Origin of the sequence: Sphingomonas beigongshangi (assembly GCF_016820445.1) — a bacterium.
GTDB classification, from domain to species: Bacteria; Pseudomonadota; Alphaproteobacteria; order Sphingomonadales; family Sphingomonadaceae; genus Sphingomonas; species Sphingomonas beigongshangi.
In genome coordinates, this window is sequence record NZ_JADHDT010000008.1 from 200,078 (window position 1) to 226,979 (window position 26,902).

Below are 26,902 nucleotides of genomic sequence, written 5' to 3' on the forward strand. Positions count from 1 at the left end.
ATAAGGGCGATGTAGTTCCAGTTCTCTGGAACGGGGTGGATCGTTTTCCTGGTTGTCCGAATAGGTAGGAGTTTATGGTGGCGCAAGTTGCTGACTTTTCCGTCAAGGCTAAGGCGGAACACGCTGATGAATTCAGAAGAGCGTTCCGGCTGATGGATGCTCTGGTAAGTGAAAGTTACGTGGATGATGAGAGAACAGTAATTCGGTTCAAAGTCAGATGTGACATGAGTAAGGTGCCGATAATGGAAAGGGAGGTTCCGCTAGGAGCCTATGCGGGAGTGGCCTATACATCTACTCCTTCTCTGTAAAACTGATTTGATCATCCTCCGATCGCCATCTCCGCAGCCCTGACGGGTGCGGCTGTGGTGATCGTCGCCCCCCCCAGGACTGCGTCATGGCTGATCAATCGCCCCCACCTAAGCACCATCGCGGATGCCGAGCGCCTCGGTGAGGCTGGCGCGGTTGTCAGTATAGAGGGCCGCGCCGTGTCAAGCGCAACTGATCGCGACATGGACCAGGTGTACATCGAAAGTGTTGACCCTGAACGCTTTGGTTGGGCCAAGACCTGATTGCACGGGTGCTACTTAAAATGAATAAATCAATCCTAATCATAGCCTATTTATTCATGACCGGCTGCTCAGATCAGTCACCTCATTCTACAAAAATCATATCCCCAACCGGAGACCAAGCCGTCACGGTATTTCACCAGTCTTGCGGCGCAGGATGCAATGCCAAAGACACGATCTTCATGAATTTCAAAAGACTTGACGGTCAAATGGTTGATGAAAAGATAGCTGATATACGCGGCGCGGCTAATATTGAGATTGCTTGGCTATCGCCAAATAAAATTATAATTGGTGGATGCAATGCCAGTTCTGCAAACATTAAATCGGATATCCTGTCATCAAACAAAAGCGGAGATTCTTCCAACATAGGAATAATGTTTTCTCGGTACAAAATTGAAGTGCCTGGTAAAGTCATCTGTAGAGGCGCTCGCTAAATTATCATTATGAATTATCAAGGATGATCCTTCAGGTTCCGGAGTAATGGCCGACGCTATCCAATGTTTACAGGCAAACTGCTCGGCAAGGCTGCGACGGTGGAACTGCGATCGCAGTTGGCGTCGTCGGCCTGATGATGCTGACGGACCGGATCAACTAGCGCTACGGCGCGACCGTCATCCTGGCCTGTTTTGTCCTGCTCCAGGCACCCAGTATCGCCACCGGACACATGTCCACGGCCATGTTCAACAACTGACCTTGAGCGATCTCGACCGCCAGACGTGGGAGACGACGAGTGCGGGCGGCACGGTCTATTCGGTCGCTCAGAAAAGCTACGTCGGGCAGGGGCTGGAATGATCGGCGGTTCGCCTCAACAACGACGTCTGCGGGACGTTGCCGGCCTCTGCATGTATGGCGCAGGCCGAAGGTCGCCTAGACCCAAATAACTGACTACCGACCCAGCCTCTAATTTCAATATATCCGGAATGTAAAAATGAAATTCCTAGATATTTATATGGATTGCATTTCCGATTACCTCGGGGAGGCGGATCCCGGGCTGGTCCGGCAAAAAGTTTTTTCAGGAATCGATGCCGAGAACGTTAGGTTGGATTTTTCCTTGGCATCGAAGTCATAAGTTGTGGCATTACCTCCATATTCAATCTCCATCGCGATTTAATATATGAAATGGAGCATGCGTTAGATCAAAAAACCCATTGGTTTAAATTGGATGGATACAAATTTTTGGAGTTTCGCTTTGACGACAAGGGCTACCAAGTCAATTTATGCCGCATAAACGGGGAAAAAGATACGCATCATATTCATTCGGACGACGTATTAAAAAACATCGTGAGATGCTTGCGTCTCACGGAAAATGTTATTGACGCACTTCGTTATGTTCAGCCGCAGACCAGAGACTAAGCCCACGGCGGGGGGCTGCATTTGTGACGGTTGGGCCGCTTTCAAGTGGAAGCGAGCTATGGCGCGATTTGCCGACTCTTCCGTCAAGGCCAAGGCGGAGCGCGCTGATGAACTCAGAAAGGCCTTTCAGCTGATCGATGCTCTGGTGAGCAAAAGCTACGGAGATGGTGCGAAAACCGTCATTCGGATTGCAGTGAAATGCGACGTGAGTAGGTGACGATAATGGAAAGGGGGGCTCCGCTAGGAGGCTATACCGGAGTGGCCTATACAGCTGCACTCCCGCTGAAGTAGCGATCTGATCATCCTCATATCACCATCCCTCAGGCTCAGACTGAGACCGGGTGATGCTCGCACCCTTTCCGCATCAAGATTGCTGATGCCGCAGGACAAGACGCGCAAACCGCCGCCCTTTCTTCAAAGGACGGCGGCTTGACGGACGTTATGCTTTGGTCGTCGCGGCTGATCAGGCGGCGTATGCCACCGTCGTGGTGGTGGTCTTGTTGCGACGGCGCATGGCGAAGCCGACCGCGCCCATGCCGAGGATCATCAGCGCCCAGGTTGCGGGTTCGGGGACCGCGCCGGTCGCCGCTTCGAAATTGTAGGTCGTGCTGCCGCTGTTGGTGATGAACGTGACGTTGTCGGCAAATGCATGATAGCCGGTGGTCGCGCCGCTACCCACGCCGACCGAGAACCCCGACACCGTCGCACCGGTCAACTGCGCCGCCCATTGCGCGATAGTCTGTCCGGCGTTGACGTCCCCGCCGGTGATGTAGAACTTGTCGTTGACGGACGACGAATACCAGGTGTCACGCAGCGTGTTGCCGTAGGTGCCGTTATAGGCCCCTTCCCAGATCAGTTCCTTGCGTGCCGATCCGTCCTGGATCAGCAGGCGGAGCGCCGGCGTATAGTCGGTGTTGTACGGGTTGGTGGAATCCGCCGCGATCCGCCAGTCGAAGGTCAGGCCTGTCACCGCCGAAAGCGCGCCAAGATCGGTCCGCGCGCCTGCATATTGGATGCCGAGCTGCGTGCGCGTGCGGTCGCCGGTCATCTCCAGCGATCCGTTGCCGGACCGGGGCGCCGTGGTGCTCACCGTCGCGGTACCGCCGCCGGTATTCTCTCCCGGAATGGTGCCCCAGGTCGACGCGCTGGGCAGTCCGGACACGGTGTTCACGACAACAGTAGCGGCGGACGCCGGCGCAGCCACAATGGTTGACGCCAGCAACGTGGCGACGATCGCGGTATGCACTTTCATGTGATTCATCCTCTCGACGCTCCGTCCCTGCGCGAAGCATGAACATCGTGTTAATCTCGCGTTCACCAGAAGGACAGTCCCCCATCCCTAAGTTTTTTGCTGTGTATCAATGCGATACATTCTCCTCGGTCGACCTGCGGCTACAGGAGTGGGATCCGTCTTAGGTAACGAGGGGCGCTTCGAACCGCTCGCTCGCGGTATTCTTGCGCAGGGATCGACCGCATCGATCGGGCCCGTTTCTCGCCCTCCGTTGCATCAGAAACATGCGAGCGCACGGCGGTGACGGCGATCAGGCGGACGGCCGGCACCCGCGACCATGGTACACGCTGCGGCCTAGACACGAGGCTTAACCCGTGCCGAGGCGAGCGGAGACCGGGCGGCAGGAACACCCCAGGAACGTGACGCCGGGCGCGTTCGCCTGCCCGGGGCGGCGCGCGTTATCCCAGCAAGCTGTAGGCGAGCGTATCGACCAGCACGTTGCGTGCATCCGGCGTAAGATGATGTCCGGCAAAAGCCAGGACGGTCAGTTGCTCGAAATCGATCGTCTTCCGGCGGCTTGTCGAGAAGGTCCGCAGCAGGCGTCCTAGCGTGTCCGGCGCGTCAAACGCGTGCATCTCGCCAAAGGCCGCGACCAGCTCACGAGCGGCCGCCACATCGGCCCTGTGACGACACCGGATGTGACCGAGCAGCGTGGCCGGGAGACGATCGTCGGGCGTCGCGCCAGCGATAGCGTCCCACGCCGCCACCGCCGCCGTCGCCGCTATCCATGGCCAGCGCAGTGTGCCCCTGCAGGAACTTGGTCATCGCCGCCCTGCCGGAGTGGTCGGACAGACTATCCGCGATTGCTTCCGCCTGGCGATCACGTCGATCTCGAGGATCACGTCGCAACCGGGTGCGGACGAAACGACATCGGGCTGAGGCGGGATCGGATCCATCGCGCGCATGCTTTCTGCCCCGCCTTCGTGGCGAAGGCAGAGACGAGATGCATTGACGATGATCAAACGAAGCTGCGGACCAGGCAAAAACCTTGCCGATGCCGCGAGGTTCGAGGACGGCACGCGGCCGGTCGGGTGCCTCGGCGGTCAGGTCCGCCGGTCCGCCCCGCATGCGGAAGGACCGGCGGCAGGGCCTTATTTCGCCATCGGCAGTGGCTGACCGCCGTTGAGCGGAACCCCCGTATTCTGGTCGGTCGGCGTCGGCTGAATCATGGCGCGCATCTGCCACTGATATTTGTCGATCGCGTGCTGCACCTCCTGCAGGAGGTTCGACGTGGTCGGATCGCCGTCTTCGGTGGCCTTGATCCCCTGTCCCACCTCATCGCTGACCACGCGATAGTTGCGCGCGAACCAGACGATCACCTGCCCGTCGTCGATAAACCCACCGGTGATTTCGGGCACGCGGCTGGTGCGTACGATCGTGTTGGCGCGGCCATCGGCCGAGGCGCCTATCGCGAGCAACCGCTCGGCGACCTCGTCCGCATATTTGCCGACGCCCTCGTAATGCTCCTGCAGCAGCTCGTGCAGAGGATAGAAGAGCGTGCCGGAGACGTTCCAATGCGCCTGCTTCGTCTGGAGCTGAAGCTGCTGCAATTCGGTCAGCGTCTGCTGCAGGGCGGCGATCGAAGCGCGCTGCGCCTCGCCCCGCGGGCCGCCATGGTCGCGGTCCGAAATGCTGTTCTGCGGGAAACTGCCCGACGCCTGCTGACTCTGGGCGGCGGCGGGCGCGGCGACGAGGCACGCAGCGACGAACAGTGGGAGGCGCATCGGCAATTCCTTCATGGAAGATGAACACTGCCCAGAACGCCGCCAGCGCCGATAGCGTTGTCTAAATTCTCGTTCAGCTTCCGGCATGACGCCGGATTGGACGTTTCTGCCGAGCCGCGGTCAAACACCCCACGCGCCCCGAAAGATTACGAGACGCATTGATCTGTATCAACACAAAAGTATTTGGCGCGTGCGGAACCTTTTCCGACGATCGGCGGAATTAACCTAAGTAATAATTCTTGGACACAATTTTCCCGAACGACGTTGAGCCCCAGCAAAAAAGAAAAAGGGGCGCACATGATCATCTTTCATCTGGCGCTCGGCGGCTGCCTGAAGGCGCCGCCCGTCGATTTCGGGATCACGGCGGACACCGGCGGCCATATCGCCTATGTGCTCGATGCCGCTCACCATCAGGCAATGCGCGACGATGTGGAACAGGTCGTCATCGTCACGCGCGCGTTCGACGACATGCGTCTGGGCGCGACGCATGCCCGCAGCCACGAAACGGTCGCGCACAAAGTGACCATTCGCCGCATCGCTACCGACGATCGTCGCTACCTCGAGAAGGAGGCACTGGGGGCGGACCTCGGTGCGTTCATCGAGGCGTTCGTCGCGATGCTCGCCGCTCTGCCGCGCCGACCCGACGTGATCCATGCGCATTTCGCCGATGCGGCCGCGGTCGCGATGGTCGCACAGCGACGGTTCGGCATCCCCTTCGTCTACACGCCGCATGCGCTCGGCATCGACAAGCGGGAACAGCGCATCGAAAGCCCTGGGCTGGACGCGCGCATTGACGCCGAACGCGCGGCCATTGCCGCCGCCTCTTCCGTCGTCGTGTCGACGGAAGAGGAAGCCCGGCGGCAGGTCGCAGGCTATGGCGTCGCGCTCGGCGACCGCATCCGGGTCGTCGCGCCCGGCGTGCCGCGCCAAGGCCGCGAAAGAGCCGTGCGGACGCTGGCGGACCGGCTGGATGAATGGTTCGAACGCCCCGAACTGCCGATCGTGCTCGCCATCGCCAGGCCGGTCGCGAAGAAGAACCTCGGCGCGATCGCGCGCGCCTTCGCCGGCAACGCCGGGCTGCGTGCACGCGCGAACCTCGTCATTCTCGCCGGGCAACACGCGCATGCCAGCGGGGAGGAGCGTGCCGCGCTTGCCGAGCTGCGGGCGATGGCCGACGCCCCGGCCCTGCGCGGCCGTTTCGCGCTGCCCGCGTCCCATGACGCGGACGACGTCGCCGCCCTCTATGCGCGCGCGGCCGACGGGGGCGTGTTCGTCAACCCCGCGCTGCACGAGCCGTTCGGCCTGACGCTGGTCGAGGCGGCGGCGGCGGGCGTGCCCGTCGTCGCGACGCGCAACGGCGGTCCGGCCGATATCCTCGCGACGATCGGCCACGGCTTGCTCGTCGACCCGAAGGACGAGGCCGCGATCGGCGCGGCCATGGAGGCGATCGTCGCCGATTCCACGCGCCACGCCGGCTTTGCAACCGCCGCCCGGGCGAATGTCGGCCGCTATTGCTGGCACCGCTATGCCGCGACGACATCGACGCTGTACCGCGACCTTGCCGCCCCGCGCCTGCTCGCCTGCGACATCGATAACACGCTGACGGGCTGTATGGAGAGCGCACGCGCGTTCGCCGCGTGGCGCGAGGCGACCGACCTGCCCTTCGTCATCGCGACGGGCCGCGGCTTCGACGCGGCACGCATGATCCTGAAACGCTGGCGGCTTCCCCAGCCGGACGCGTTCATCGTCGACGTCGGGACGCGGCTGATGCTCGCTGACGGACATGGCGGGTGGCGCGCCTGCCCCGACTATGCCCGCGCGCTCGACGCCCATTGGGATCGCGAGGCCGTGGAGGACGCCCTTGCGCCGCTGGGGATCACCCGCCAGCCGGAGGCGACGGCGGGGCCGCACAAGATCAGTTTCTACGGCACCGCAACGGATGCGGAACGCGTCCGCCTCACGCTTCGCGCGCAAGGCCTCGCCGCACGCACCGTCTTCTCGCACGGTCGCCTGATCGATGTGCTCGCGCCCACCGGCGGCAAGGCGCAGGCGATCGCCGCCTTTGCCGCCCGCTCAGGCCTGACGCTGGCGGATTGCGTCGCGGCGGGCGACAGCGGCAACGACGACGACATGCTGGCTGCCTGCGGTCACGCCATCGTCGTCGGCAATGCCGGCGCGGAACTCGACCATCTGCCAGAGCGACCAGGGCTGCTGCGCGTCGCGGGCCGGCACGCGGCCGGTGTATTGGAGGGGCTGACGACACTCGGTCTCGTGGCCCGGTCGACACCGAAGCCGTGCGTGTCGGCGGCGGCATGATGCGTCCCTTCGGCTATTTCGTCCATCATCAGGGGCGCGGCCATGCCGAGCGCTGCGCCGCCATCGCACGGGCGCTGCCGTCCGCGCGACCGATGACGATCTTCTGCGCGCGCGACGATATCTTCCCGCCCCTTCCGCAACAGGTCGACATCGTCCGTATTCCGTCCCTGTTCGAAGCCACCGGCGACGAGGCGACGACCATGGACTGGGTCCCGACCCCGCAGACGCTGCATTGCGCGCCGCTGGGCTGGCCGGGGATCCGCCGCGCGATGAGGACGCTGGCCGACTGGTTCGACACCGCGGATCCGGCGCTGATCCTCTGCGACGTGTCGGCGGAGGTGGCCCAGTTCGCACGCATCTGCTCCGTGCCGCACGTCAAGGTGCTGCAGCACGGCGACCGCACCGACCCGGGTCATCGCGCCGCCTATGACGGGGCAGCGGGGCTGCTCGCGCCCTTTCACGCCGATCTCGGCCAGCCCGACTGGGACGATGCATTTCGCGCGCGGACCTGTTTCGCCGGCGGGCTCGGCGTCGACGTGCGCGTGCCGGAACGCGAGGTGGCGCGCCAGCGGATCGGTATCGGCGCGGACGAGGAGATGATCCTCGTCCTTTCGGGCGGCGGCGGCGAAGGCTTTGCCCAGGCGCCGATCGGCGTCGGCGCGCGCACGCGCCCCAATGCGCGGTGGATCACGATCGGCAAGGTGCAGCGTGACTGGCATGCCACCGAACCATCCAACGTCGAGCACCGCGGCTGGGTGGAGGATGCCGCCGACCATATCGCGGCGGCGGACCTCGTCATCGCCTCGACCGGCAACACGACGTGCCAGCAGATCCTCGCCGCCGGGCGACCCTGGCTTGCGGTGCCAGAATGGCGCTATTTCGACGAACAGCACCGCAAGGCGGAGGCGCTCGCCGCGGCTGGCGTCGCCACCGTTCGCCCCCACCTTCCCTCTTCGGCGCAAGGCTGGAACGCCGCGCTCGCCGAGACGCGTGCCCATCATCGGCCCGACCGGCAGCGCGCAATGATCGACGATGCGCCCGCTGACCGGGTCGCGCTGTGGCTCGAAGCCCTCGCCGACCGGCTGTGGACCCCGATCACCATCACCCTCGCCCCCTCCCTGGAGCCCCGCCCCCTATGACCTCCGTCTCCGTCGTCACGCTAGCGAAAGGCCGCCCCGATCACCTCGTCAACGTCGTGCTCGGACTGACGCGACAGACGATGATGCCGACCGAATTCATCGTCGCCGTCATGCAGGACGATCTCTACGACCTGCCAGACGCGCCCTTTCCCGTCCGCCAGATCCGGATCGAGGCGGATTCCCTGCCGCTCGCGATGGCGCGCAACGTCGCCGCCGGCGCGGCGCGCGGCGACACGCTGGTCTTCCTCGACATGGATTGCATCCCCGCGCCGGAACTCGTCGCGGACTATGCCGGCTTTGCGGCGACCTTCGATGGCTTGCTGATGGGTGAGGTCATGTATTTGCCCGGCGGCGCGACGGCGGGCGACTGGTCCTACGACGCCTTTGCGGCGGTGGCGGAAAAACATTCGGACCGGCGCGGGCCGCCCGCCCGGGGGCTGGAGCTGTGCGCGGATTATCGCTGCTTCTGGTCGCTCAACTTTGCCATGCGGCGCGACACCTTCCTGCGCGTCGGCGGCTTCGATGAACGCTATGTCGGCTATGGCGGCGAGGACACCGATTTCGGCAAGATGCTGGACGGCGCGGGCGTGCCGATCGCGTGGATAAAGGGCGGGCTCGCCTATCATCAATATCACCCGCACCACATGCCGCCCGTCCATCACCTCGACAGCGTGGTGCGCAACGCGCAATTGTTCGAGCAGAAATGGGGCTATCGCACCATGGGCCATTGGCTGCACGCCTTTCGCCTGATGGGCCTGATCGACGACGCCCCCGGCCGGCCGATCCGGATCCTGCGCGCGCCCGACGACGGCGATCGCGCGTTGACCGGACAGCAGAGCCACCAGCCCTATGCGAATACGGCGACCGTCCTGCGTCACCTGGAAGCGGCCGCGCGAGCGCCGGATACGGTCGCGGCATGAGGATCGCGGTCCTCGCCCATGTTCGTCAGCGGATCGCGGAACCCTTCGCCGGCGGGATGGAGGCGCATTGCTGGCAGCTCGCCGCCGGGCTGCAGGATCGCGGTCATGACGTGGTTCTGTTCGCCTCGGGCGACAGCGATCCGCGCTTCGCCATCGATCCCGTCCTGCCCGAGCATTACGAACGGACCTTTCCCTGGGCGGAGCATCGTGGATCCGCTCCGCTCATCGCGCATCTGGACCATGGCTATGCGGCGGCGTGCGACCGGATCGCGGCGGGGGGCTTCGACGTCGTCCACAACAACAGTCTGCATCGCTTCCCGCTCGAGCAGCGACGCACCGCGATGGTGCCGACCGTCACCTCCCTCCACGTCCCGCCGTACGACGCGCTGCACTGGTTCGTCAGCCAGAGCCCGTCGCCGCGCCATCACCTGACCGTCACGTCTGCACGGCAGCGCGAGGCATGGTGGCCCGCCGGCGCGCCGGCGGAGGTTTCGATACTGCACAACGGTATCGACGCGGCGCGCTGGCCTTACCGCACGGACGGTAACGGCGACGCGGTCTGGTGTGGGCGGATCACCCCCAACAAGGGGCCCCATCTCGCCGCCCGGGCGGCGCGCGCGGCGGGCATTCGCCTGACCCTGTTCGGCGCGATCGAGGACCCGGATTACTGGTCCGCCGAGGTCGAACCGCTGATCGCCGATACCGTCGTCTATGGCGGCCATCTCGGTGCGGCGGCGCTCGCCGACGAGCTCGGTCGCGCCTCTTTGTTCGTCTTCACGCCATGCTGGGACGAACCCTTCGGACTGGTCGCGGCGGAAGCCATGGCCTGCGGCCTGCCCGTCGCCGCGTTCGACATGGGCGCCGCGCGCGAGGTGGTCGGCGAAGCTGGCCGGTTCGCGCCGCCCGGCGACGTCGAGGGACTGGCCGCCACGATGCGCGAGGCGATGGCGATAGACCCCACCGTACCGCGCGACCGGGTGATGCGCCTGTTCACGCGCGAACGCTGGCTCGATCGCTGCGAGGCGCTGTACCGGACGGTGATGGCGGGTGACGCCAGGCTGGCGGCATGACCGATGTGATCGTGGTTCAGCAGGCGGCGCTGGATCGATTGTATCGCAGCCATGTCGGGCCGGGCGACCGCTATGCGTTGCTCGATTTTCCCGACCACGCCAATGTCGGCGACAGCGCGATCTGGCTCGGCGAGCTGGCGATGCTGCGCGCGATCACCGGCCGCGAACCCGACTATGTTTGCACTTGGCACGATTTCGATGAGCGGGCACTGCGCGCCGCCTGTCCCGACGGCATCGTCTTCCTGCACGGCGGCGGCAATCTCGGCGACATCTGGCCGCATCACCAGCGGCTGCGCGAAACGGTGCTCGCGACGCTGCCCGATCGCCGGATCGTGCAATTGCCCCAGTCGATCCATTTTCGCGATGCGACGGCCGCCGCGCGCTTTGCGAGCGTCGTTGCCGCCCATCCCGCGCTGACGCTGTACGTTCGTGACTGCCCCAGTCTCGGCATCGCGCGCGACATGATCGGCTCCTCGGCGGCTATCGCCCCCGATTCCGCGTTCGCGCTTGGCCCCCAGCCGCGGCAAAGGACAGACGTACCCTTGCTGGCGCTGATGCGCACGGATGTCGAGCGCGATGCGCATGCCCCCGCGCTTGCCCCTGGGACGCTCGCCTGCGACTGGCTCGACGACGAAGGCACGGTGGAGGGCGATCATGCGGCGCAAGCGCTGGCGCGTTTCCGCCGCGGCCTTCGTCTTCTGTCGCGCGGAGAAGCGATCGTCACCGACCGCCTGCACGGCCATATCCTCGCGCTGTTGCTCGACATTCCCCATGTCGTCCTCGACAACGACTATGGAAAGATCGGTCGCTATGTCGAGGCGTGGACCTCGGCAAGTCATCGGCTTCATCGCTCGGTTCCAGCCATAAGATCGGCGGCCGCGTGACGGACACGCCGGTGGTGAGCCTGCTGGTGTGCACGCGCGATCGCGTGCTTTCCCTGCCGCGATTGCTGTCGTCGATCACGCGCGCCGCCGCGCATCCGGAGGCGCCGCGGATCGAGGTGGTGCTGGTGGACAATGGCTCCGCCGACGGCACGGCCGACTGTCTCGCGCGCTGGGCAGCGGATCAGCCGTTCGCGGTCCGACTGATCAAGGCCGAGCGGGCTGGACTGGCGCATGCGCGCAATGCCGGCCTGCCCCATGCCCGCGGCGCGATCCTCGCGATGACGGATGACGATTGCCGTCTCCATACCGACTATTTCGCTGCGCTCGTCAGCTGCTTCTCCGCCCTGCAGGCGCCCGCGATCGTCGGCGGGCGCATCCTGCCGGGCGATCCGGCGGACCTTCCGCTCACCATCAAACTCGAGGACCATCCGATGGTCGCCGCGCCGCATCGCTTTCCCGGCGGCTTCGCCATGGGCGCCAATCTGGCCATGACCGGCGATGTGCCCGGCCGCGTCGGCCCGTTCGATGCGCGCTTCGGGGCCGGCACGCCGTTCCGCGCAGCCGAAGATACCGACTATCTCGTCCGCGCGCAGGCGGCCGGCGTTGCCATTCGCTACGATCCCCGCTTCGTGGTGGACCACCATCACGGACGCCGTTTGCCGGCCGAGGAACGCTCGCTGCTGGCGGGCTACGGCATCGGCGATGGCGCGCTCTACGCCAAATTCCTGTTCAAGGACCCGCGCGTGCTCCGCTTTCTGCTGGGCGACCTCGCGGCGCTGCCGCGCGATGTGTTCGCTCCCATACGCACCCACGCGAGCGTCCGGGCCTTCCACTTCTTCCGCCTGCGCTGCAAGATCCGCGGCATGGCCATCTATGCTTGGGTGGCAGCCCGTGCAGCCGCCCAGCGCCGCACGCGCGGACACGGGCGGAACGTCAGCGTCCCGTCGGCGCCGGTGGACAGACGCCCGGCGACTCGCCGTTGAGGCGAAGCGACTGCCAGCCGCGGTCGAGCGCGGGCGGAGGTCCGCATCGGCGCAGCTGGAACCGGACCTTCTTCGCCCCGAAATCGAGCGAGACGCGGCGGAAGCTCCCCATCAGGTCGGTTCCCAGCATCATCGCCGGTGTGTCGCGCAACCCGAAGAGCGCAAACGGGGGCAGGTCCGCGAAGCCGACGACGACGTTGCGCATCGTGATGCTGCCGATCCGCATCTCCGGAACGATGGCCAGCGGCACTTCCATCCGCTCGCCGGTCACGCTGATCAGTTCGGTCGTGGCGGACTGCAGCGGCGTCCGACGGCGATGGAACAGGGCGTCGCGAAGCGCGAGATTGCCGATCGTCAGCTGCGACCCGGTATCGACGACCGCGCGGATGCCGACGCCGCCGGCCCGCGCCTGCGTCAGGATCAGCTGGCCGCCGCGACGACGCGCGGTGACGACGATGTCGTCGGCACGGGTCTGCACCGGCCGCCGCGTATCCTCGACGGTGACGGCGTTCGTCTCGAAATCGAGCATCAGCCGCTGACCCCGCAACGCATCGATCCCGACCAGGCCGCGCGCACCCAAAGTGGCCTCGGGCAAGGTCGGCGCCGCGATGTCCTCCACGATACTGCTGCCGATCCCGAGCCGAGCGATACGCGCCGTCTCGCGGCGGCTCGTCCCGGCCATGCCGTGCAACATCACCGGTTCGCCGGGTGGCAAGACAAGCGCACGCGCAAGCCTGTCCGCGATCACCGACCGATCCGCGCCGCTATCGACGACGAAGCGGTAGGGGCCATGGCCGTTAACGGTCACGCCCACGGCCATGCGCGTGTCGAGTTGCTCGCCGGCGACGCTTTCGCCCGCGATCTCCAGCGCGTCGTCGATCTGTGCTTCGCCGGGCGGGAGGCGGGCGGCGGGCGGGGGATCCGGGACGCGCTGCGGCAGCGCCGCCGCCTGGGGGAACAGCGCACCGGCAAGCCAGAAGAGGCAGCACGCGACCATGGCCGATCCTAGCACCGCGACGACGCCAATCCAATGTTTCCGGGGGATTGCGTCGCAGACGTCGGGATCAGCGCAGCAGGTCCTCGTTGACGCGCGCCATCTCGATCAGCACGGCGGAGGTCTCGCGCGACAAGTCGCGGATCGCGGCCGCGACGACGGCAAATCCGCGGCCGAGATCGCCGAGGCGGGCGGCCTCGATGCTGGCGTTCAGCGCGAGGTTGCGCGTGTCCGCCGAAATCCGCGCGACGGTCGCCAGCATCGAGCCGGACTGGCGGGCCAGTGCGTCACGCGAGTCGCTGCGACGGTGCATCATCCTTTCATGCGTGACATCCAGGAACGTCAGTATCGCACCCCCCGCCGCGATCGGATCGAACGTCACCTCAAAGATTTTGCCGCTGTCGAAGACGTGGTCGAACCGTTGCGGGATCCCCTGTCGCGACCAGCTACGATGATTGTCGAGGACGCGCGCCACCCGATCGGCAGGCCAGCCGACGGCCCTGCCGACGGACGCGAGATAGCCGCCCAACGTCGAGCCGATCGAGATCGAACCCCGCGCGAATCCGAAGATCGTCGGGACGCGGTCGTTGATCAGCATGATCGACTCGTCGGCGTCGTACATGACCACTCCCTGACGGACGTGGGCCATCAGAAGCGCGAGCTGTGCAGCCGCATCCAGCGGCGTGTCGGTCAGCGCTGCTCCCACAGCCGATCCATCCACGCGCGGGCTTCGTCCATCGACAGAAACGTACGACAGTTCGGACCGCGCAGGTAGCGTTCGGTCTGTAGCTTCGCGAGGTTCGACGAGGCCACCGCGGCGACCGGCGCGGACGTCAGCTTCATCGCTTTCGGCACGAACAACGCCAATATGTCCACGACCGCGCCGGAGTGGACGCTGGATTCACGCAGGTCGGCGATCGCCCGGAAAGGACCGTGGCGCAGGCGCGCCGCGGTGGCGCGCGCCAGAGCCTCCGCGGTGAACTTCGTCGCGACCGGCACGGTCCAGAATCCGCGCGCGGTGATCGAGAACAGCGACGCTTGCTCATCGAATGCGATTTCATAGTGTTCGCGAGACATTCCAGGTCCTGTTCCAGGCACGAAGACGCGGTCGATGACCGTCCTGTCGGCCTTACCGACGGACCGCGCCTTCAAGACCGGACCATCGCCCACAAGCCTTAATAAACTCACATTGGCGGATGGACAGAACCGTACCGAGATCGATCGATCCACCGTCGCGGGAGCGCCGCGGCGTAAAATGTTGCGCATCCGCTATGATCCGGACGGAGCAGACTGCCTGCCACGCCGTTCTACCCTCTGCACAGGCGGGAGATGAGCGTGCGGTCAAGGTCAGGAAGTATCGTCGTCGTCGCGTTGCTGCTGTCGGCCTGCAACGTCGAGGTCGCACAGGACCGTAACGCCAGTGCGACGGCGACGCCGCAGGCGCCCGTCGCGCAGGCGGGCTGGACCAGCAAGACGACGGACCAATTGCGCACGGCGATCGACGGCCGCGCGGCGCATGGGCTCGACCATGTCGACTTCGGCCCACCGCCAGCGGACGATCGTCAGCGGACGGAGCAGGCGCTGCGCTATGCCGCCGCGCTGTCGCAGGGCGCGACCGACCCGACGAAGCTCTACGACATCTACACAGTCCCCCGTCCCCATCCGGATCTTAAGGCCGGGTTGGCGGCGGCGCTGCACAACGGCGATCTGGCCGGCTGGCTGAACGGGCTTGCCCCGCAGGACGCCAATTACGCCAGGCTGTCGGCGGCCTATCTGAAGCGCCGGCAGCCGGCACCGGATTCGACCCCCGACATCGCCGTGACCGACCAGCCGGTAAAGCCCGGCGCGAACGATCCACGCATCCCGGCGGTCGCCCACGAATTGGTGGTGCTGGGCTATTTGGACGGAGCGCCGCCCTCAGGCTCGATCTACGCTCCGCCACTGGTCGATGCCGTCCGGCGGATGCAGGCGGATTACGGCATGAGGCCCGATGGGATCATCGGGGCCGAAGCGCTCGCCATCCTCAACATGTCCGACGCGGATCGTGCGCGCGCGATTGCGGTCGCGATGGAGCGGCTCCGCTGGCTCGATCGCAATCCGCCCAAGACGCGCATCGATGTCAATCTCGCGGCGGCGCGGCTGACCTATTGGCGTGACGGTGCGATCGTCGACAGCCGCAAGGTGGTGGTCGGCGAGCCTGACCGGGAAACGCCGCAGCTTGGCTCGCCCGTCTTCCGTCTGGTGGCGAACCCGACCTGGACGGTGCCCCGATCGATCCAGGAGAAGGAGATCGCGGGGAAGGGTCAGGGTTATCTGCGCGCCAACAACATGGTGTGGAAGGACGGCTGGATCGTGCAGCAGCCTGGTCCGAAGAACTCGCTGGGCCTCGTCAAGTTCGACATGCTCAACGACCAGGCCATCTACCTGCACGACACGCCGGCCAAGGCGCTGTTCGGCATGGTGCAGCGCCAGCGCAGCCACGGCTGCGTCCGGGTGGACGACGCGCTCGGCTTCGCCGAGATGATCGCCACCGACGAGGGCGTGCTAGACGCCTGGCATCAGGCGCGCGCGACCGGCAAGGAAACGTTCGTCAAGCTACCCCGACAGATCCCCGTTCGTATGCTGTACCAGACCGTGCTGTTCGGCGACGACGGCGAACCGATCGTCCGCAACGACCCGTACGCGTGGGACGATCGCGTCGGTGCCGCGCTCGGCTTCAAGGCGGGCAAGGCCCTGCGCGTCCAGAAGGGCGCCGCGGACATCGGCCCGTGACGCCGTCGCTCGCCTGACGCGTCCGTCGGCAGCCGTACGGGAACGGCGCGTGAAGACCTTGGTTGGGCATGCGGCACCCCAATCGAGGATCCAACGATGACCGTCCAAGCCGTGCGGGTTCACCGCTTCACGCAACCCGAAACGCTGGTCGTCGAGCGCGTCGATCCTCCGGCCTCTGCGGGCGGCGTGATCGTCGCCGTGGAGGTAGCAAGCGTGAACCCCGTCGATTGGAAGACGGCGGAAGGCGCCTATGCCCCCGTCGGCGAGGCCAAGCTGCCGATCACCTTGGGCCGCGATCTTGCCGGCACGATCGAGACGAGCGAGATCGAAGGCTGGACGCCGGGCGACCGCGTGTGCGCCTTCATCGGGCAGGATCGCGGCGCACAGGCCACGCGCGTGCGGGTGACCGCCGAGGAGATGACACGCATCCCCGATCCGGTGTCGACCGATATCGCTGGCGCGCTGCCGCTGGCGGCGATGACCGCCTGGCAGGGGTTGTTCGACCATGGCGGGCTGGAAACCGGTCAGCGGGTGCTGATCCATGGCGCGGCAGGCGGGGTGGGACACCTTGCGGTCCAGTTCGCACGCTGGAAGGGCTGCACCGTGTTCGCGACCGCTGCCGCGGACGATCTCGATTTCGTCGCCTGCCTCGGCGCCGATACCGTCATTGACTATCGCAGCCAGCGTTTCGAGGACGTCGCCACCGGGCTGGACCTCGTCTTCGACACGCAGGGGGGAGAGACGCAGGCCAGGTCGTTCGAGACGTTGAAACCGGGGGGCATCCTGGTGTCGACGCTTGATCCGGACGAGGCGCGCGCCGCCGCGCTCGGCGTCCGCACCGTGCCCCGCTGGCATGCGCAGCCCGACGCGGTGGCGCTCGGCCGGGTGCTGGATCTGGTCGCCGAGGGCGCCGTTCGGGTCGAGATATCGCGCCGTTTCAAGCTGGACGCGGTCGAGGATGCGCATCGCTTCGCCCGCAACGATCATCCGCGCGGCAAGGTCATCCTGGTCGTTTGAGCCGCTCAGGGCGGCGCGGGTTCCAGCCCGAGCCGGCCGCGCGCGCGCCAGCGCATGGTGAGCAGCAGCGCGACGACGAGCAGCCCCGCCGCAAGGCCCCACCATATGCCGGCTCCGGCGAGCGGCGTCGCGAAGCCGAGCGCCACCGAGCTGCCGAAGCCGACGACCCAATAGCCGAACGCGGCGATCAGCATCGGTACGCGCGTGTCCTGGATGCCGCGCAGGACACCGGCCGCCACGGCTTGCGCGCCGTCCGCCAGCTGAAACACCGCCGCCACCGTCAGGAAGCGGACGGCCAACGCCACCACCGTCGCATTGGCGGGATCGTGCGTGTCGATATACAGGCCGATGAGGGATCGGGGGGCGGTCCAGATGATCGTGGCGGTGACGGCCATCACGCCGACGCCGATCGCCAGCGCGACATTCCCTGCCAGCGCGATCCAGCGGCGATCCGCGGCGCCGTACGCCAGACCGACGCGGATCGTCGCCGCCTGCGCGATGCCGAACGGCAGCTGGAATGCGAAGGCGGCGATGTTGAGCGCGATGGCATGGGCTGCAACGTCGGTGACGCCGATCAGGCCCATCAGCAAGGCCGCGCCGCCGAACAGTCCCCCCTCCAGCATCCAGGTTGCCATGATCGGCAGCCCGATACGGCAGATGTCGCACGCGCGGGCGCCATCGCCACGCCACCAGCGGCCGAAGAGGCGATAGCGCCGCAACCGCGGATCACGCACGAGGATCACCGCATAGGTCAGGGTCATGACCGCGAAGCTGATCAGGTTCGCCAGTGCCGATCCCGCCAGCCCCAGCGGCGGCGCGTGCCAATGGCCAAAGACCAGCACCCAATTGCCGACGATGTCCACCAGCAGGGCGACGCCCGTCGCGAGGAATGCCCAGCCCGGCCGCCCGAGCGCCGCCGCGGCGATGCGCATCACGCCCGCCGCGACCGACAGCGGCACGGCGGCGAGCAGGATACGCAGGAACAGGCCGGCCCGTCGCGCGACCTCGGCATCTTGGCCGGCAAGCGACAGCAGGGCCTGGCCATGCCAGAGCAGCAGCATCACCGGCACCGCACCGATCAACCCGACCCACAACGCCATGCGCACGTCGCGCCGTACGCCGCGGACGGCGTGCGCCTTGCGGCCACGTTCCGCGGCGATCAGGGGCGCCGCCGCACTCGTCAGGCCGATCAGCGCATAGCTCAGGAGATTGAAGAGAAAGGCCGCCAGCGTCGCGGCCGCCAGGTCGACGGCGCCGAGCCGCGCGACGAAGATCACGTCGACCGCGGCGATCGCCATCTGCAACAGGTTCGCGCCGACCAGCGGCCCGGCAAGCGACAGCAACGCCCTTCCCTCGTCCTTGACCGACGATGGTGGCGGAGCGGCGAGAGACGGGGAAAGGGTCGGCTGCATGCCAGTGCCTTACAGCAAATGCCCGCCGTGCCGACCGCCTTCCTCTCCCTTCCCGTCACCCGCTTGAGCTATCGCCGCCCGCCCCCCGTCTGCTCAGGATGCAGCGCCCGCATGTGGGGGACGATGCAGATAGGCATGTTCACGCAACTGGTGGCGCAGCATCTGCTGGGCCGGCGCCGCCTCGGACGCCGGGAATTCCGGGACGAGGCTGTTGGTGTCGGTTTCCAGCTCGACGACGCCATTGACGATCCGCCCGTCGCGGTGGGTCGCGACGCCCGCAACCGTCTGGTCGAAGTGAAGCGGGTCGAGGGTGAAGCCGTGCCCGCCATTCGGCAGTACGATCGTCTCCCGAAAGCGTCGGCCATTCGGGTAAGGCAGGGCATAGGGTATGTCCGCCGGCGTCCCCGGCTCGCGCGCGAGATCCAGCGACTCGCCCAGCTGCACGCCGGTCAGTTCCAGCGCGTCGTCGGTCCAGTCCAGCGACGCTATACCGTTGAGCACCAGCGTCTCTTCGCCTTTGGTGGCATCGAAGCGCGACAGCACGTCCGTCGGCGCGATATAGTCGAACTGCTTGCCGAACACGCCTCGCAGCGTCCGTTCGCGCTGCTCGGTCGACAGCGCGGCAAGCTGTCGACGGATGACCAGCGCGCCATCGCCCCGGAACGTCACCTCCGCATGGGCGACGACCGGCTTGTCGAAGCCTGCGGATGCGTCCAGCCGCAACGCCGTCTCGCGCAGCGGCTTGTCGGCGGGCGGCGGCATCATCGCGACGAGGGTCCCGCCCTGCGCCTGCACCGGCAGTCCCCAGTGGAAGGCGGGCGTGCGGATGTCGGCGAGATGCCGGTCGTCCATCCGTGTACCGTCGAGCCAATAGGTTCGCCCGGCGATGACCGCGCGGACGAGAACATGATTGAACAGGCCAGCTGAGGGCAGGAAGCTCGGGATCGCATCGCCGAACGAACCGGCGGATACGAGGACGGGCTGCGCCTCGATCTTGAGCTGATGCAGGAGGGCGAGCAGCAGCACCGTCTTGCCCTTGCAGTCGCCATATCGGCGGGTCCAGGTATCCTCCGCGGCAGCGGGGATATAGCCGCCATCGTTCAGCCCGACGTACAGATACCGTACCTGTTCCTGCACCAGGGCCAGCGCCGCCTCCGCCTGCGCAACGGGATCGGCGGTCATATGCGCGATGCGGGTCGCCTCGGCCTCCACCGCACCGCCGGGCTTGACGAACGAAGCCTTGTCGTACAGCGGCGCCATCGTCGCGGAGACTTCCGCGAAGTCGTGCCAGTCGGAGAACTGGACCGCGTCGGCCTGGCGAAAGCGCTCGGGCGCGTATTTGGGCAGATGCGGATCGGGTACGTCGGTTTCGCTGATCGACAGCGTCTCGGTCCGGCCCGTGGTGATGTGCGGATCGGGAACGCCGGGCAGAGCGCGCCAGCGGATCGGAATGGCCTTTTCCCATTGCGCGTCGAATTGCGTCTGCATCGTGCCGGGCGACAGGTTCAGTCGCGCCTCGTGGTGACGGCCGAGCGCCGGATCGTGGCTGGTCCGGGTACCGCTGATCTCCACGATATCGCCGACCGCAAGGCCAGCGATCGGCAGCGTCGCCGTCAACCGGCCATCGATCGCCGCCCGTTCGAGGTTCGTCTCGCGATGCAGAACGGTGAAATGCTGGTCCTTCAGCACGTCGATCACCTGGCTGCCGCGACGGATGACCACCGTATGGATGCGCAACGTCTCCGTTTCCGGGTTCCACGTCAGCGAGATCGTGCCGAGCTTGGCGAGATCGTCAGGGGGCACGACCTGGTTCGCGGCGACCCAGTGCAGCGACATGCCGCCCTCCGGTTCGAAGACCAGCTGGTCTGCGCGCAGCAACATGTGATGGGGGGCGTGGCCGGCCCGAACCACTTCGACCGGTGTCGCGACCGGCTTGACCCACGCGGCGGGCGCACCGACGGAAAAGCTTGGGGCATCCTCCGCGCGCACGCCTGCCGCAGCCGCCAGCAGAGACCCGGCCGCAACCGCGCATGACAAGATCTTCATGGTCATTCTTTCGATTGGACCGTCAGGCAGGACACCTGACGGGGCATGTATCGAAAGATGATATCGGCCGTTGCTTACAAGAAGCTGACGAGATGTTGTGGGGAGGCAGTATTTTGCTTCACATCGGAACAATTGACGCGAACCGGCACCACGGTCTTCTTGCATCGTGCTGAAGCTCGGCGCCCTCCCCCTTTCCGCTCGGTGACGCCGCTTCGATCATCCACAGCACAGTTTGTGCTTGCGACCGGACCCGCAGGCGCAAGGCTCGTTGCGGCCGATCTTGGCGACGCCCGTCGCCGCCGCAGCGATCGCCGCCGAACCCGGCGCGCGCTTGCGGGAGTCGTACAGGCCTCGGACGGTGTCGATCAGTTCGGCCACCGCATGGTCCTCGAACGCATTGATCGCGACACTGTCCAGATCGCTGTCGCCGCGCGCGATCGCGATCAACATGGTCATGCGCGACCAGGGCTCGGCGCCTGCCTGATCGTCGGCAAGCTGGTCCCACGCCTCGGGCCGCAGCGCGATCGCCTCCGCGAAACCGTCGATCCAATATTCCCACATCGGATCGCCGTCGCGCGCGTCGGTATCGAGGATCGGCTGGAACTTGCCGCGCGCGAGATCGCGCGCGATCTCGTCGCGCCGCGCCGCGACGGCACCGGCGAACCATTGCACGTCACGAGGATCGTCGAACGGTGGCACACCGTCTACGTCGATGCCCCAGATGACGGTCATATATTCGCTCGCGTCCACCGGCTGAGGACAGACGACCAGCCCGGTGAGGAAGCCGTCCAGCTCGGTGAGAAGCATCGGCTCCTCGACGGGAAGGTCCGCCAGCGCGCCGTCGAGGCGGCGGAACCGGGACGGCAGCCGTCTCAAAGGCTGATCCCGCGCCGCTGCATTTCCGCATCCGCCATGGCGCGAAGTGGCGTCGGTTCTCCCGCGGCGAAAATGTCGGCGAAATCGAGCAGATCCTCGTCGACAAGCGCCGCAACTGCGGCCTCGACGGCGGCCAGGCGCGCGCGCGCGCGGTCGGTTTCCGCGGCGATGCGCTTCATGCGAGTCTTCAACATGCGGCTGGCGCTAGCAGGATCGGGCGGGCTTGGGCAGCGCGCGTTCGTCGCGGATCGGGACGGCTGGCGCCTCGACGCGCAGCCCCCCATATATGGGATCGCCAAATGCAGGAGACGCACCATGGTCGAAGCGCGGTGGAACGGCGCCCTAATCGCCAGCAGTGACGATACCGTCGTCGTCGAGGGCAATGATTATTTCCCGCGCGAGGCGGTCGACGACGCCCTGCTCCGCCCGAGTGACACGACATCCACCTGCCCCTGGAAGGGGGGCGCGCATTATTACACGCTCGACGTCGCGGGTTCTCAAAACGTGGATGCCGCCTGGTATTATCCCGATCCCAAGCCCGAGGCGGCGGACATACGCGGGCGCATCGCCTTCTGGAAGGGCGTCACGGTCGCCTGACGCGGCACGCGCGGGCGACCGATACCGGCATCGGTGCCAGGCGTCGGTGATCGCACACGCCGCCCGCGGGCGGGCGAAGGCCGATCGGTCGACACGCTTCATTCGCGTGCACGGACGAAGGCCGCGACATTCCGCAGCACGGGCGCCCTGCCGCGGAACGGCCGTGCCAGCGCGAGCAGCAGACCGACGTGGCCGATGTTCGGATAGGAACGCAGGTCCACCGCCACGCCACCCGCCCGCAGCCGCGCCGCCAGCGCTTCGCTGTTGCGCGGCCGTACGACCGTGTCGTCGGCGCCGACAAGGAGCAGCGACGGCGGGTCGCCAGCTCCGGCCCAGGTCACCGGTTGCGTGTCCGCCGGGCGCGGCCAGGCACCGAACGCGGCGCGACTGGCATCGACGTCGAACGGTGCGAAGTCATAGGGGCCCGCCAGGCCGATGAAGCCCTTTATCGCCGCCCGGTCCGCCCTGAGCCAGCGGTCGTCGAGCGCCAGCATCGCGGCGATATAGGCCCCCGCCGAATGGCCCATCAGCATGATCCGACCGGGATCGCCCCCGAATTGCGCGGCATGGGCCCTCGTCCAGCGCACCGCCGCCGCGCCGTCTTCGACGAAGGTGGGATAGCGCACCGCCGGGACGAGCCGGTAATCGGGAACGACGACCACGAAGCCCTGCGCGGCCAGCGCCCTGCCGACGAAGGCATAGCCGGTGCGCGTGCCGCTGTTCCAGCTGCCACCATAGAAGAAGACCAATGTGGGCATCGCGCGGTTCGCCGCCCTGCGCGGTGCATAGACGTCGAGCGTCTGACGCGGCGCGTCGCCATAGGCGATGTCGGCGCCGACCTTCGCCACGCCGCCGTCCTTCGGCACCAGCGTATCGAACAGACCGAGCGGCGAGCAGCCGACGGTCGCGAACCCGGCGAGCAGGGCCAGGCCTGCCCGGATCGCGGTCGCGACACCGCTTCTGTTTCGCATCGGCCCCTCTCTCCTCTTGCGGCGACAACCACCAGACGCGGACCGTAGCGTGACCTTTGCGTTTGCCCAATCCGGATCGCATGCCGCGTTCGCAATCGATGGGACGGCTGGAAACGTCAAAGGCCTCGCTGCCGAACGGCCGCGGGTCAGACGATCGTCCGGCGTTGCTCGTGTTCGGTGAGGATCGAGCGGAATGCGTCCGCCAGGGCGCGTCGCTGTTGCGTGGTGGCACGCGGTGGCGCGGCATCCGTCGCTACGGACGCTGGCGGCGAAGACGGCGGGGCCGCCGTACCGAAGCCGGCATGCACCGCGTGATCCGCAGGATCGGCGGCGGGCACGTCGATGGTCACCGAACCAGGCGACGGTCCGGCTGCGCGCGCGCGCTCGATCACCTTAACCTTGCCCGCGTTGACCAACAGGACCGTATCCGCGCGCTCGACCAGAGCGGGGCGGTGGGCGATGACGATCCGCGTGACCGGCATGTCACGGATCGCATCGCCGATCGCGGCCTCGTTCACCTCGTCGAGGTTTGCGGTGCCCTCGTCGAGAAAGAGGGCATCGGGCTGCCGATAGGCAGCACGGGCCAGCAGCAGCCGCTGACGCTGGCCACTGGACAGCGCGGAGCCCATGTCCCCGATCAGGCTGTGATAGCCCATCGGCATCATCGCCACGTCGTCGTGAATGCGCGAGAAACGCGCGCATTGTTCGATCCGGGTCTGATCGGGTCTGGGATCGAAGAACGCAATATTGTCGGCGAGCGTGCCGTTTAGCAGCGCATCGTCCTGCAGGACAGCCCCGGCCCGCGAACGCCAGGCGGCGAGCGTCGCCGGGCCGAGCGGAACGCCGTCGATCAGGATGCGACCGCCGGTCGGCGTCAACAGCCCCAGCATCAGGCGCATCAGCGTCGTCTTGCCGGCCCCTGAAGGACCGACGATCGCGACGAACCCGCCCGCGGGGACGGTGAAGCTGATGCGGTCGAGAATGGGTCGTTCGACGGGACTATAGGCGAAGCTGACGTCCTCGAGCCGTATCTCCGCGGGCACCTGCCATTCCGGACGTGGGGGTGCCGCACCGATGCCCTCGGGCACCTCACCGACGATGTCGGACAGGCGTTCGAGATGCAGCCCGATCATCCGCCATTGCTGCAGCTGCTGGACGACGTTGATCGCGCTGTCGGAAAAACTGCTGCGGTAGGAGACGAAGGCAAGGAGCACCCCCAGGGTCATCGCCCCCCCGATCACCGCATTCGCGCCAAGGTAGACGACAAGGACGAGTTCGATGCCGAAAAGGACGTGCTGCGCCAGTCCCGTCCGCAGCGTGAACATCTGCGCGCGATAGCTCGCGTTGACCACCTCGTTGTTGCGGTTGCGCCACCCGGCCTCGCGAAGGCCTTCGCTGCCGTGCAGCTTGATCGCCCGCATCGCGCGCATCGTCTCGAGCAGATATGTTTCCTCGCTCGCCTTCGCGAGGATCTGCTCCTCGAACCTCTGGCGCCATCGGGGAAACATGGCGAAGGAAATAGCGAAGAATATCAGCGTCGCCGCGACGACCACGCCCGCCAGTGCCGGACTGATCAACAGCATCACGACCAGCGTGGTCAGCGCCAGCATCGTGTCGATGACGGCGTTCACGATACCCTGGGTCAGCAATTCCTGGATCGGACGGATCGACCCGATCCTGCTCATCAGATCACCGACATGGCGACGCTCGAAATAGGCGAGCGGCAGGCGGACGAGATGGTGGACGACATTGCCCGCAAGTTGCGCCGCCAAAGTCTCCCCGAGGGTCAGCACGACCCAGCCGCGCAATCCCGTGAGCAACGCGTTGAGGACGTAAAGACCGCCGAACCCGAGCGCGAGCATGGAGAGCAGACCTGCGTCCCCCTGCGTGATAGCCCCGTCGATGGTCAACTGCATGAAATAGGGCAGCGCCAGCGCCGTCAACTGGATCAGCAGCGACAAGCCCGCGACCTGCGTCGCCGCGGGCCCGTAATTGGTCAGCCTGCTCCACAGGTCGGAAAGGCGGACGTTGACGCGCGCTTCGACGCGGGCGAAGCCGGGGGTCGGCTGGCATTCCATCGCCACGCCGGTGAAGTGCCGCGACACCTCGGCCAGCGACAGGTCGCGGCGGCCGATCGCGGGGTCGAGAATGGATACGCGTCGACCGGCCACCCGCTCCAGCACGACGAAATGCTCGAGATCCCAATGCAGGATCGCGGGCAGGCGCAATTCGCCCAGCTCCTCCATGTCGAGACGCAGCGGACGCGGGCCGAGTGCCAGGTGATCCGCCACCGTCATCAGCTCGGTCAGCGTCACGCCCTTCATCGACGTCGGAAAGCGTTGCCGCAGTCCTGCCAGGTTGACGCGGTGGCCGTGGAATTGCGCCACCATCGTCAGGCAGGCCAGCCCGCATTCGGCTGCCTCCGCCTGTAGGACCGGCGTCATCTGGCGCGCCCAGGGGAAAGCGAATACCGTCATGACCGTGCCGCGCGCAGCAGCGGATCGAGGAGCACTTCCCACATTCGACGCCGTTCGAGCACGAGATTGGCCGCGAGCGTCATGCCGGGACGCAGGGGCTGTGCGCCGGCACCCCTGCCGCGATCGAGCCGGACCCGGATGCGAAAGACGGGCTGGTCGATCTTCAATCCGGGATCCAGCGAACTTGGATCGGCCGGTACCCCGCTGATGTCGATCACGCGGCCGATGCCCGCGCCGAATTTCTGGAAGGGGAACGCGTCGAAGAGCAGGCGGACCTCGTCTCCCGGCCGCACGAAGCCGGCGGCGCGGGTAGGCGTGTAAAGCTGCGCTTCCAGGACGCTGCCCTGCGGGATCACGGTGACCAGCGACACGTCGGGACGCGTGCGCTGTCCGATTTGATTGACCAGATCCGTGACGCGGCCGGCGACCGGGGCGGTCAGGACCAAGCGGTCTTGGCGGATCACCGTCGCACGCTGCGCTGCGAGGTTCGCGCGCTGCGCGGCGACCTGCGACAAGGTCTGCTGGGTGGCGACGCGGCGCTGCGCCAATTGCGCGGAGATGGTGCCGAGTTCCCGGCGCTGACCAAGGATGCGCTCCTCGAGAGCCTCCACCTCGGCGCGGCGCGCGGTGACGGCCGCCCGCGCGCTGTCGGCCTGTTGGCGCGGCCCGGCGCCGGCCCTGGCGAGCCGCGTCGCACGAGCCGCCTCGACCTGCGCCGCCTCGACCTGCGCCGCCTCGACCTGATCCCGGGCGAGCGCCCGCTGCCGCTCCAGCGACGCGATGATGGCGGCGAGCCCCGCGCGCTGCTGTTCTAGGCTGCCGGTCTCGCCGATGCCCAGCGTCTGCGCGAGTTGCTGTTGTCGGAGCAGTTGCTGGTCCTGCCGCGCCAGTTCGGTGAGCTGACCGCTGACGCCGACGCCGTTGGCGTCCTGACCCTGGGTGAGCGAAATGGTGACGAGCGGCGTCCCCACCGCGACGACCTGCCCCTCGCGCACATGGATGGCGCGGATTTCCGCGGTTTGCGGTGGATACACGCGCGCGAAACCACGGTCGTAGGTCACGATGCCGGAGACATGCGTTCGGGACGAGAATTGTCCGAAGATCGCGATCAGCAGAAAGCCTGCGCAGGCGAGCGCGAGGATGACGGCGTAGGTGCCCGAGCGCGGCGGCACGGCGGCCACGACGACTCCCGTGAGCCGGTCGCGTTTGGCCTCGATGACTTCATATCGGAACAGCGGTGTCGTCATTGCCCTGTGCGCCCGGTGCGATGACGATGCGGCTAGCGCGGTAGCGGTAAAAGGCGCGTAAAGCGTGATGGTGCCTGCCGGACGGGGCCGCGGATCGTCCGCGGCCCCTGGGCACCCGTCAACCCGCCGCGACGGGCCGACCGGTCAGCGGCAATGGCGAGCGGGCTTGCAGGGCGCCGGCGCCGGATTGCACGGCGCAGGCGCCGGCGCGGGGTTGCAAGGCGCCGGCTGCGGCGCGCAAGCCTGC

At 66.6% G+C, this 26,902-nt stretch carries 23 protein-coding genes; 10 read left to right on the top strand and 13 right to left on the bottom strand.

Annotation, left to right across the window (positions count from 1 at the left end):
• Positions 1-589 precede the first annotated feature (589 nt).
• Positions 590-1,000 carry a hypothetical protein gene (locus IQ292_RS15490; protein WP_203311210.1) on the top strand — a complete coding sequence of 137 codons (411 nt, stop codon included), beginning with the start codon at positions 590-592 and terminating at the stop codon, positions 998-1,000.
• A 1,382-nt stretch (positions 1,001-2,382) separates the two neighbouring features.
• On the opposite strand, the gene IQ292_RS15495 is transcribed toward IQ292_RS15490, so the two are convergent.
• From IQ292_RS15495 to IQ292_RS15505, 3 genes are all read right to left on the bottom strand, one after another.
• Positions 2,383-3,171, bottom strand: coding sequence for a PEPxxWA-CTERM sorting domain-containing protein (locus tag IQ292_RS15495; RefSeq protein WP_238941147.1), 789 nt, complete (start codon positions 3,169-3,171; stop codon positions 2,383-2,385).
• Between the two features lie 437 nt (positions 3,172-3,608).
• Entirely contained in the window at positions 3,609-3,917 is a 309-nt protein-coding gene (locus tag IQ292_RS15500) for a hypothetical protein (RefSeq protein WP_203311211.1), read from the bottom strand.
• Positions 3,918-4,301: 384 nt separating this feature from the next.
• Positions 4,302-4,934 carry a Dps family protein gene (locus IQ292_RS15505; protein ID WP_203311212.1) on the bottom strand — a complete coding sequence of 211 codons (633 nt, stop codon included), beginning with the start codon at positions 4,932-4,934 and terminating at the stop codon, positions 4,302-4,304.
• A 297-nt stretch (positions 4,935-5,231) separates the two neighbouring features.
• On the opposite strand from IQ292_RS15505, the gene IQ292_RS15510 reads away from it, so the two are divergent.
• Genes IQ292_RS15510 through IQ292_RS15535 form a run of 6 tightly spaced genes read left to right on the top strand, consistent with a single transcriptional unit; the run spans position 5,232 to position 12,246 of the window.
• Complete coding sequence (locus tag IQ292_RS15510) at positions 5,232-7,250, top strand: HAD-IIB family hydrolase (protein WP_203311213.1); 2,019 nt, start codon at positions 5,232-5,234, stop codon at positions 7,248-7,250.
• The gene (locus IQ292_RS15515) at positions 7,247-8,389 is read left to right on the top strand and encodes a glycosyltransferase (protein WP_203311214.1); all 1,143 of its coding nucleotides are present in this window, start codon (positions 7,247-7,249) and stop codon (positions 8,387-8,389) included. Before IQ292_RS15510 ends, IQ292_RS15515 begins: the two co-directional genes overlap by 4 nt.
• A complete protein-coding gene (locus tag IQ292_RS15520; RefSeq protein WP_203311215.1) occupies positions 8,386-9,309 on the top strand; it encodes a galactosyltransferase-related protein in 924 nt (307 codons plus the stop codon). Before IQ292_RS15515 ends, IQ292_RS15520 begins: the two co-directional genes overlap by 4 nt.
• On the top strand, positions 9,306-10,379 hold the full coding sequence (locus IQ292_RS15525) for a glycosyltransferase (RefSeq protein ID WP_203311216.1): 1,074 nt from the start codon (positions 9,306-9,308) through the stop codon (positions 10,377-10,379). Before IQ292_RS15520 ends, IQ292_RS15525 begins: the two co-directional genes overlap by 4 nt.
• Entirely contained in the window at positions 10,376-11,263 is an 888-nt protein-coding gene (locus IQ292_RS15530; RefSeq protein ID WP_203311217.1) for a polysaccharide pyruvyl transferase family protein, read from the top strand. The genes IQ292_RS15525 and IQ292_RS15530 overlap by 4 nt, the downstream gene beginning before the upstream one ends.
• Positions 11,260-12,246, top strand: coding sequence for a glycosyltransferase (locus IQ292_RS15535; protein ID WP_203311218.1), 987 nt, complete (start codon positions 11,260-11,262; stop codon positions 12,244-12,246). Before IQ292_RS15530 ends, IQ292_RS15535 begins: the two co-directional genes overlap by 4 nt.
• Here the strand turns inward: IQ292_RS15535 and IQ292_RS15540 are convergent.
• The 3 genes from IQ292_RS15540 to IQ292_RS15550 all read right to left on the bottom strand — a co-directional run bounded on the left by IQ292_RS15540 (position 12,197) and on the right by IQ292_RS15550 (position 14,317).
• Positions 12,197-13,243: a retroviral-like aspartic protease family protein gene (locus IQ292_RS15540; protein WP_203311219.1), complete on the bottom strand. Its 1,047-nt coding sequence runs from the start codon at positions 13,241-13,243 to the stop codon at positions 12,197-12,199. The two genes, IQ292_RS15535 and IQ292_RS15540, sit on opposite strands and share 50 nt — an antisense overlap.
• 67 nt (positions 13,244-13,310) lie before the next feature.
• Positions 13,311-13,946 carry a PAS-domain containing protein gene (locus IQ292_RS17830; protein WP_338057646.1) on the bottom strand — a complete coding sequence of 212 codons (636 nt, stop codon included), beginning with the start codon at positions 13,944-13,946 and terminating at the stop codon, positions 13,311-13,313.
• Entirely contained in the window at positions 13,931-14,317 is a 387-nt protein-coding gene (locus IQ292_RS15550) for a hypothetical protein (RefSeq protein WP_203311220.1), read from the bottom strand. The genes IQ292_RS17830 and IQ292_RS15550 overlap by 16 nt, the downstream gene beginning before the upstream one ends.
• Positions 14,318-14,569: 252 nt before the next feature.
• Between IQ292_RS15550 and IQ292_RS15555 the strand changes: the two genes are divergently transcribed.
• Positions 14,570-16,012, top strand: a complete 1,443-nt coding sequence (locus IQ292_RS15555) for a L,D-transpeptidase family protein (RefSeq protein ID WP_203311221.1) — start codon at positions 14,570-14,572, stop codon at positions 16,010-16,012.
• A 96-nt stretch (positions 16,013-16,108) separates the two neighbouring features.
• A complete protein-coding gene (locus IQ292_RS15560) occupies positions 16,109-17,029 on the top strand; it encodes an NADP-dependent oxidoreductase (RefSeq protein ID WP_203311222.1) in 921 nt (306 codons plus the stop codon).
• Positions 17,030-17,034: 5 nt separating this feature from the next.
• On the opposite strand, the gene IQ292_RS15565 is transcribed toward IQ292_RS15560, so the two are convergent.
• The 4 genes from IQ292_RS15565 to IQ292_RS15580 form a co-directional block, all read right to left on the bottom strand.
• Entirely contained in the window at positions 17,035-18,441 is a 1,407-nt protein-coding gene (locus IQ292_RS15565; RefSeq protein WP_203311223.1) for an MATE family efflux transporter, read from the bottom strand.
• Between the two features lie 93 nt (positions 18,442-18,534).
• A complete protein-coding gene (locus tag IQ292_RS15570; protein ID WP_203311224.1) occupies positions 18,535-20,487 on the bottom strand; it encodes a DUF3857 domain-containing protein in 1,953 nt (650 codons plus the stop codon).
• Positions 20,488-20,703: 216 nt separating this feature from the next.
• Positions 20,704-21,363, bottom strand: a complete 660-nt coding sequence (locus IQ292_RS15575; protein ID WP_203311225.1) for a UPF0149 family protein — start codon at positions 21,361-21,363, stop codon at positions 20,704-20,706.
• On the bottom strand, positions 21,360-21,542 hold the full coding sequence (locus IQ292_RS15580) for a hypothetical protein (protein ID WP_203311226.1): 183 nt from the start codon (positions 21,540-21,542) through the stop codon (positions 21,360-21,362). The genes IQ292_RS15575 and IQ292_RS15580 overlap by 4 nt, the downstream gene beginning before the upstream one ends.
• Here IQ292_RS15580 and IQ292_RS15585 point away from each other — a divergent pair.
• Positions 21,541-21,960, top strand: a complete 420-nt coding sequence (locus IQ292_RS15585) for a DUF427 domain-containing protein (protein WP_420853710.1) — start codon at positions 21,541-21,543, stop codon at positions 21,958-21,960. The genes IQ292_RS15580 and IQ292_RS15585 overlap by 2 nt on opposite strands.
• A 98-nt stretch (positions 21,961-22,058) precedes the next feature.
• Here the strand turns inward: IQ292_RS15585 and IQ292_RS15590 are convergent, their stop codons facing one another.
• The 3 genes from IQ292_RS15590 to IQ292_RS15600 form a co-directional block, all read right to left on the bottom strand.
• Positions 22,059-22,931 carry an alpha/beta hydrolase gene (locus tag IQ292_RS15590; protein WP_203311227.1) on the bottom strand — a complete coding sequence of 291 codons (873 nt, stop codon included), beginning with the start codon at positions 22,929-22,931 and terminating at the stop codon, positions 22,059-22,061.
• Between the two features lie 146 nt (positions 22,932-23,077).
• A complete protein-coding gene (locus IQ292_RS15595) occupies positions 23,078-25,408 on the bottom strand; it encodes a peptidase domain-containing ABC transporter (RefSeq protein ID WP_203311228.1) in 2,331 nt (776 codons plus the stop codon).
• Positions 25,405-26,655, bottom strand: coding sequence for an HlyD family secretion protein (locus IQ292_RS15600; RefSeq protein ID WP_203311229.1), 1,251 nt, complete (start codon positions 26,653-26,655; stop codon positions 25,405-25,407). Before IQ292_RS15600 ends, IQ292_RS15595 begins: the two co-directional genes overlap by 4 nt.
• Between the last annotated feature and the right edge of the window lie 247 nt (positions 26,656-26,902).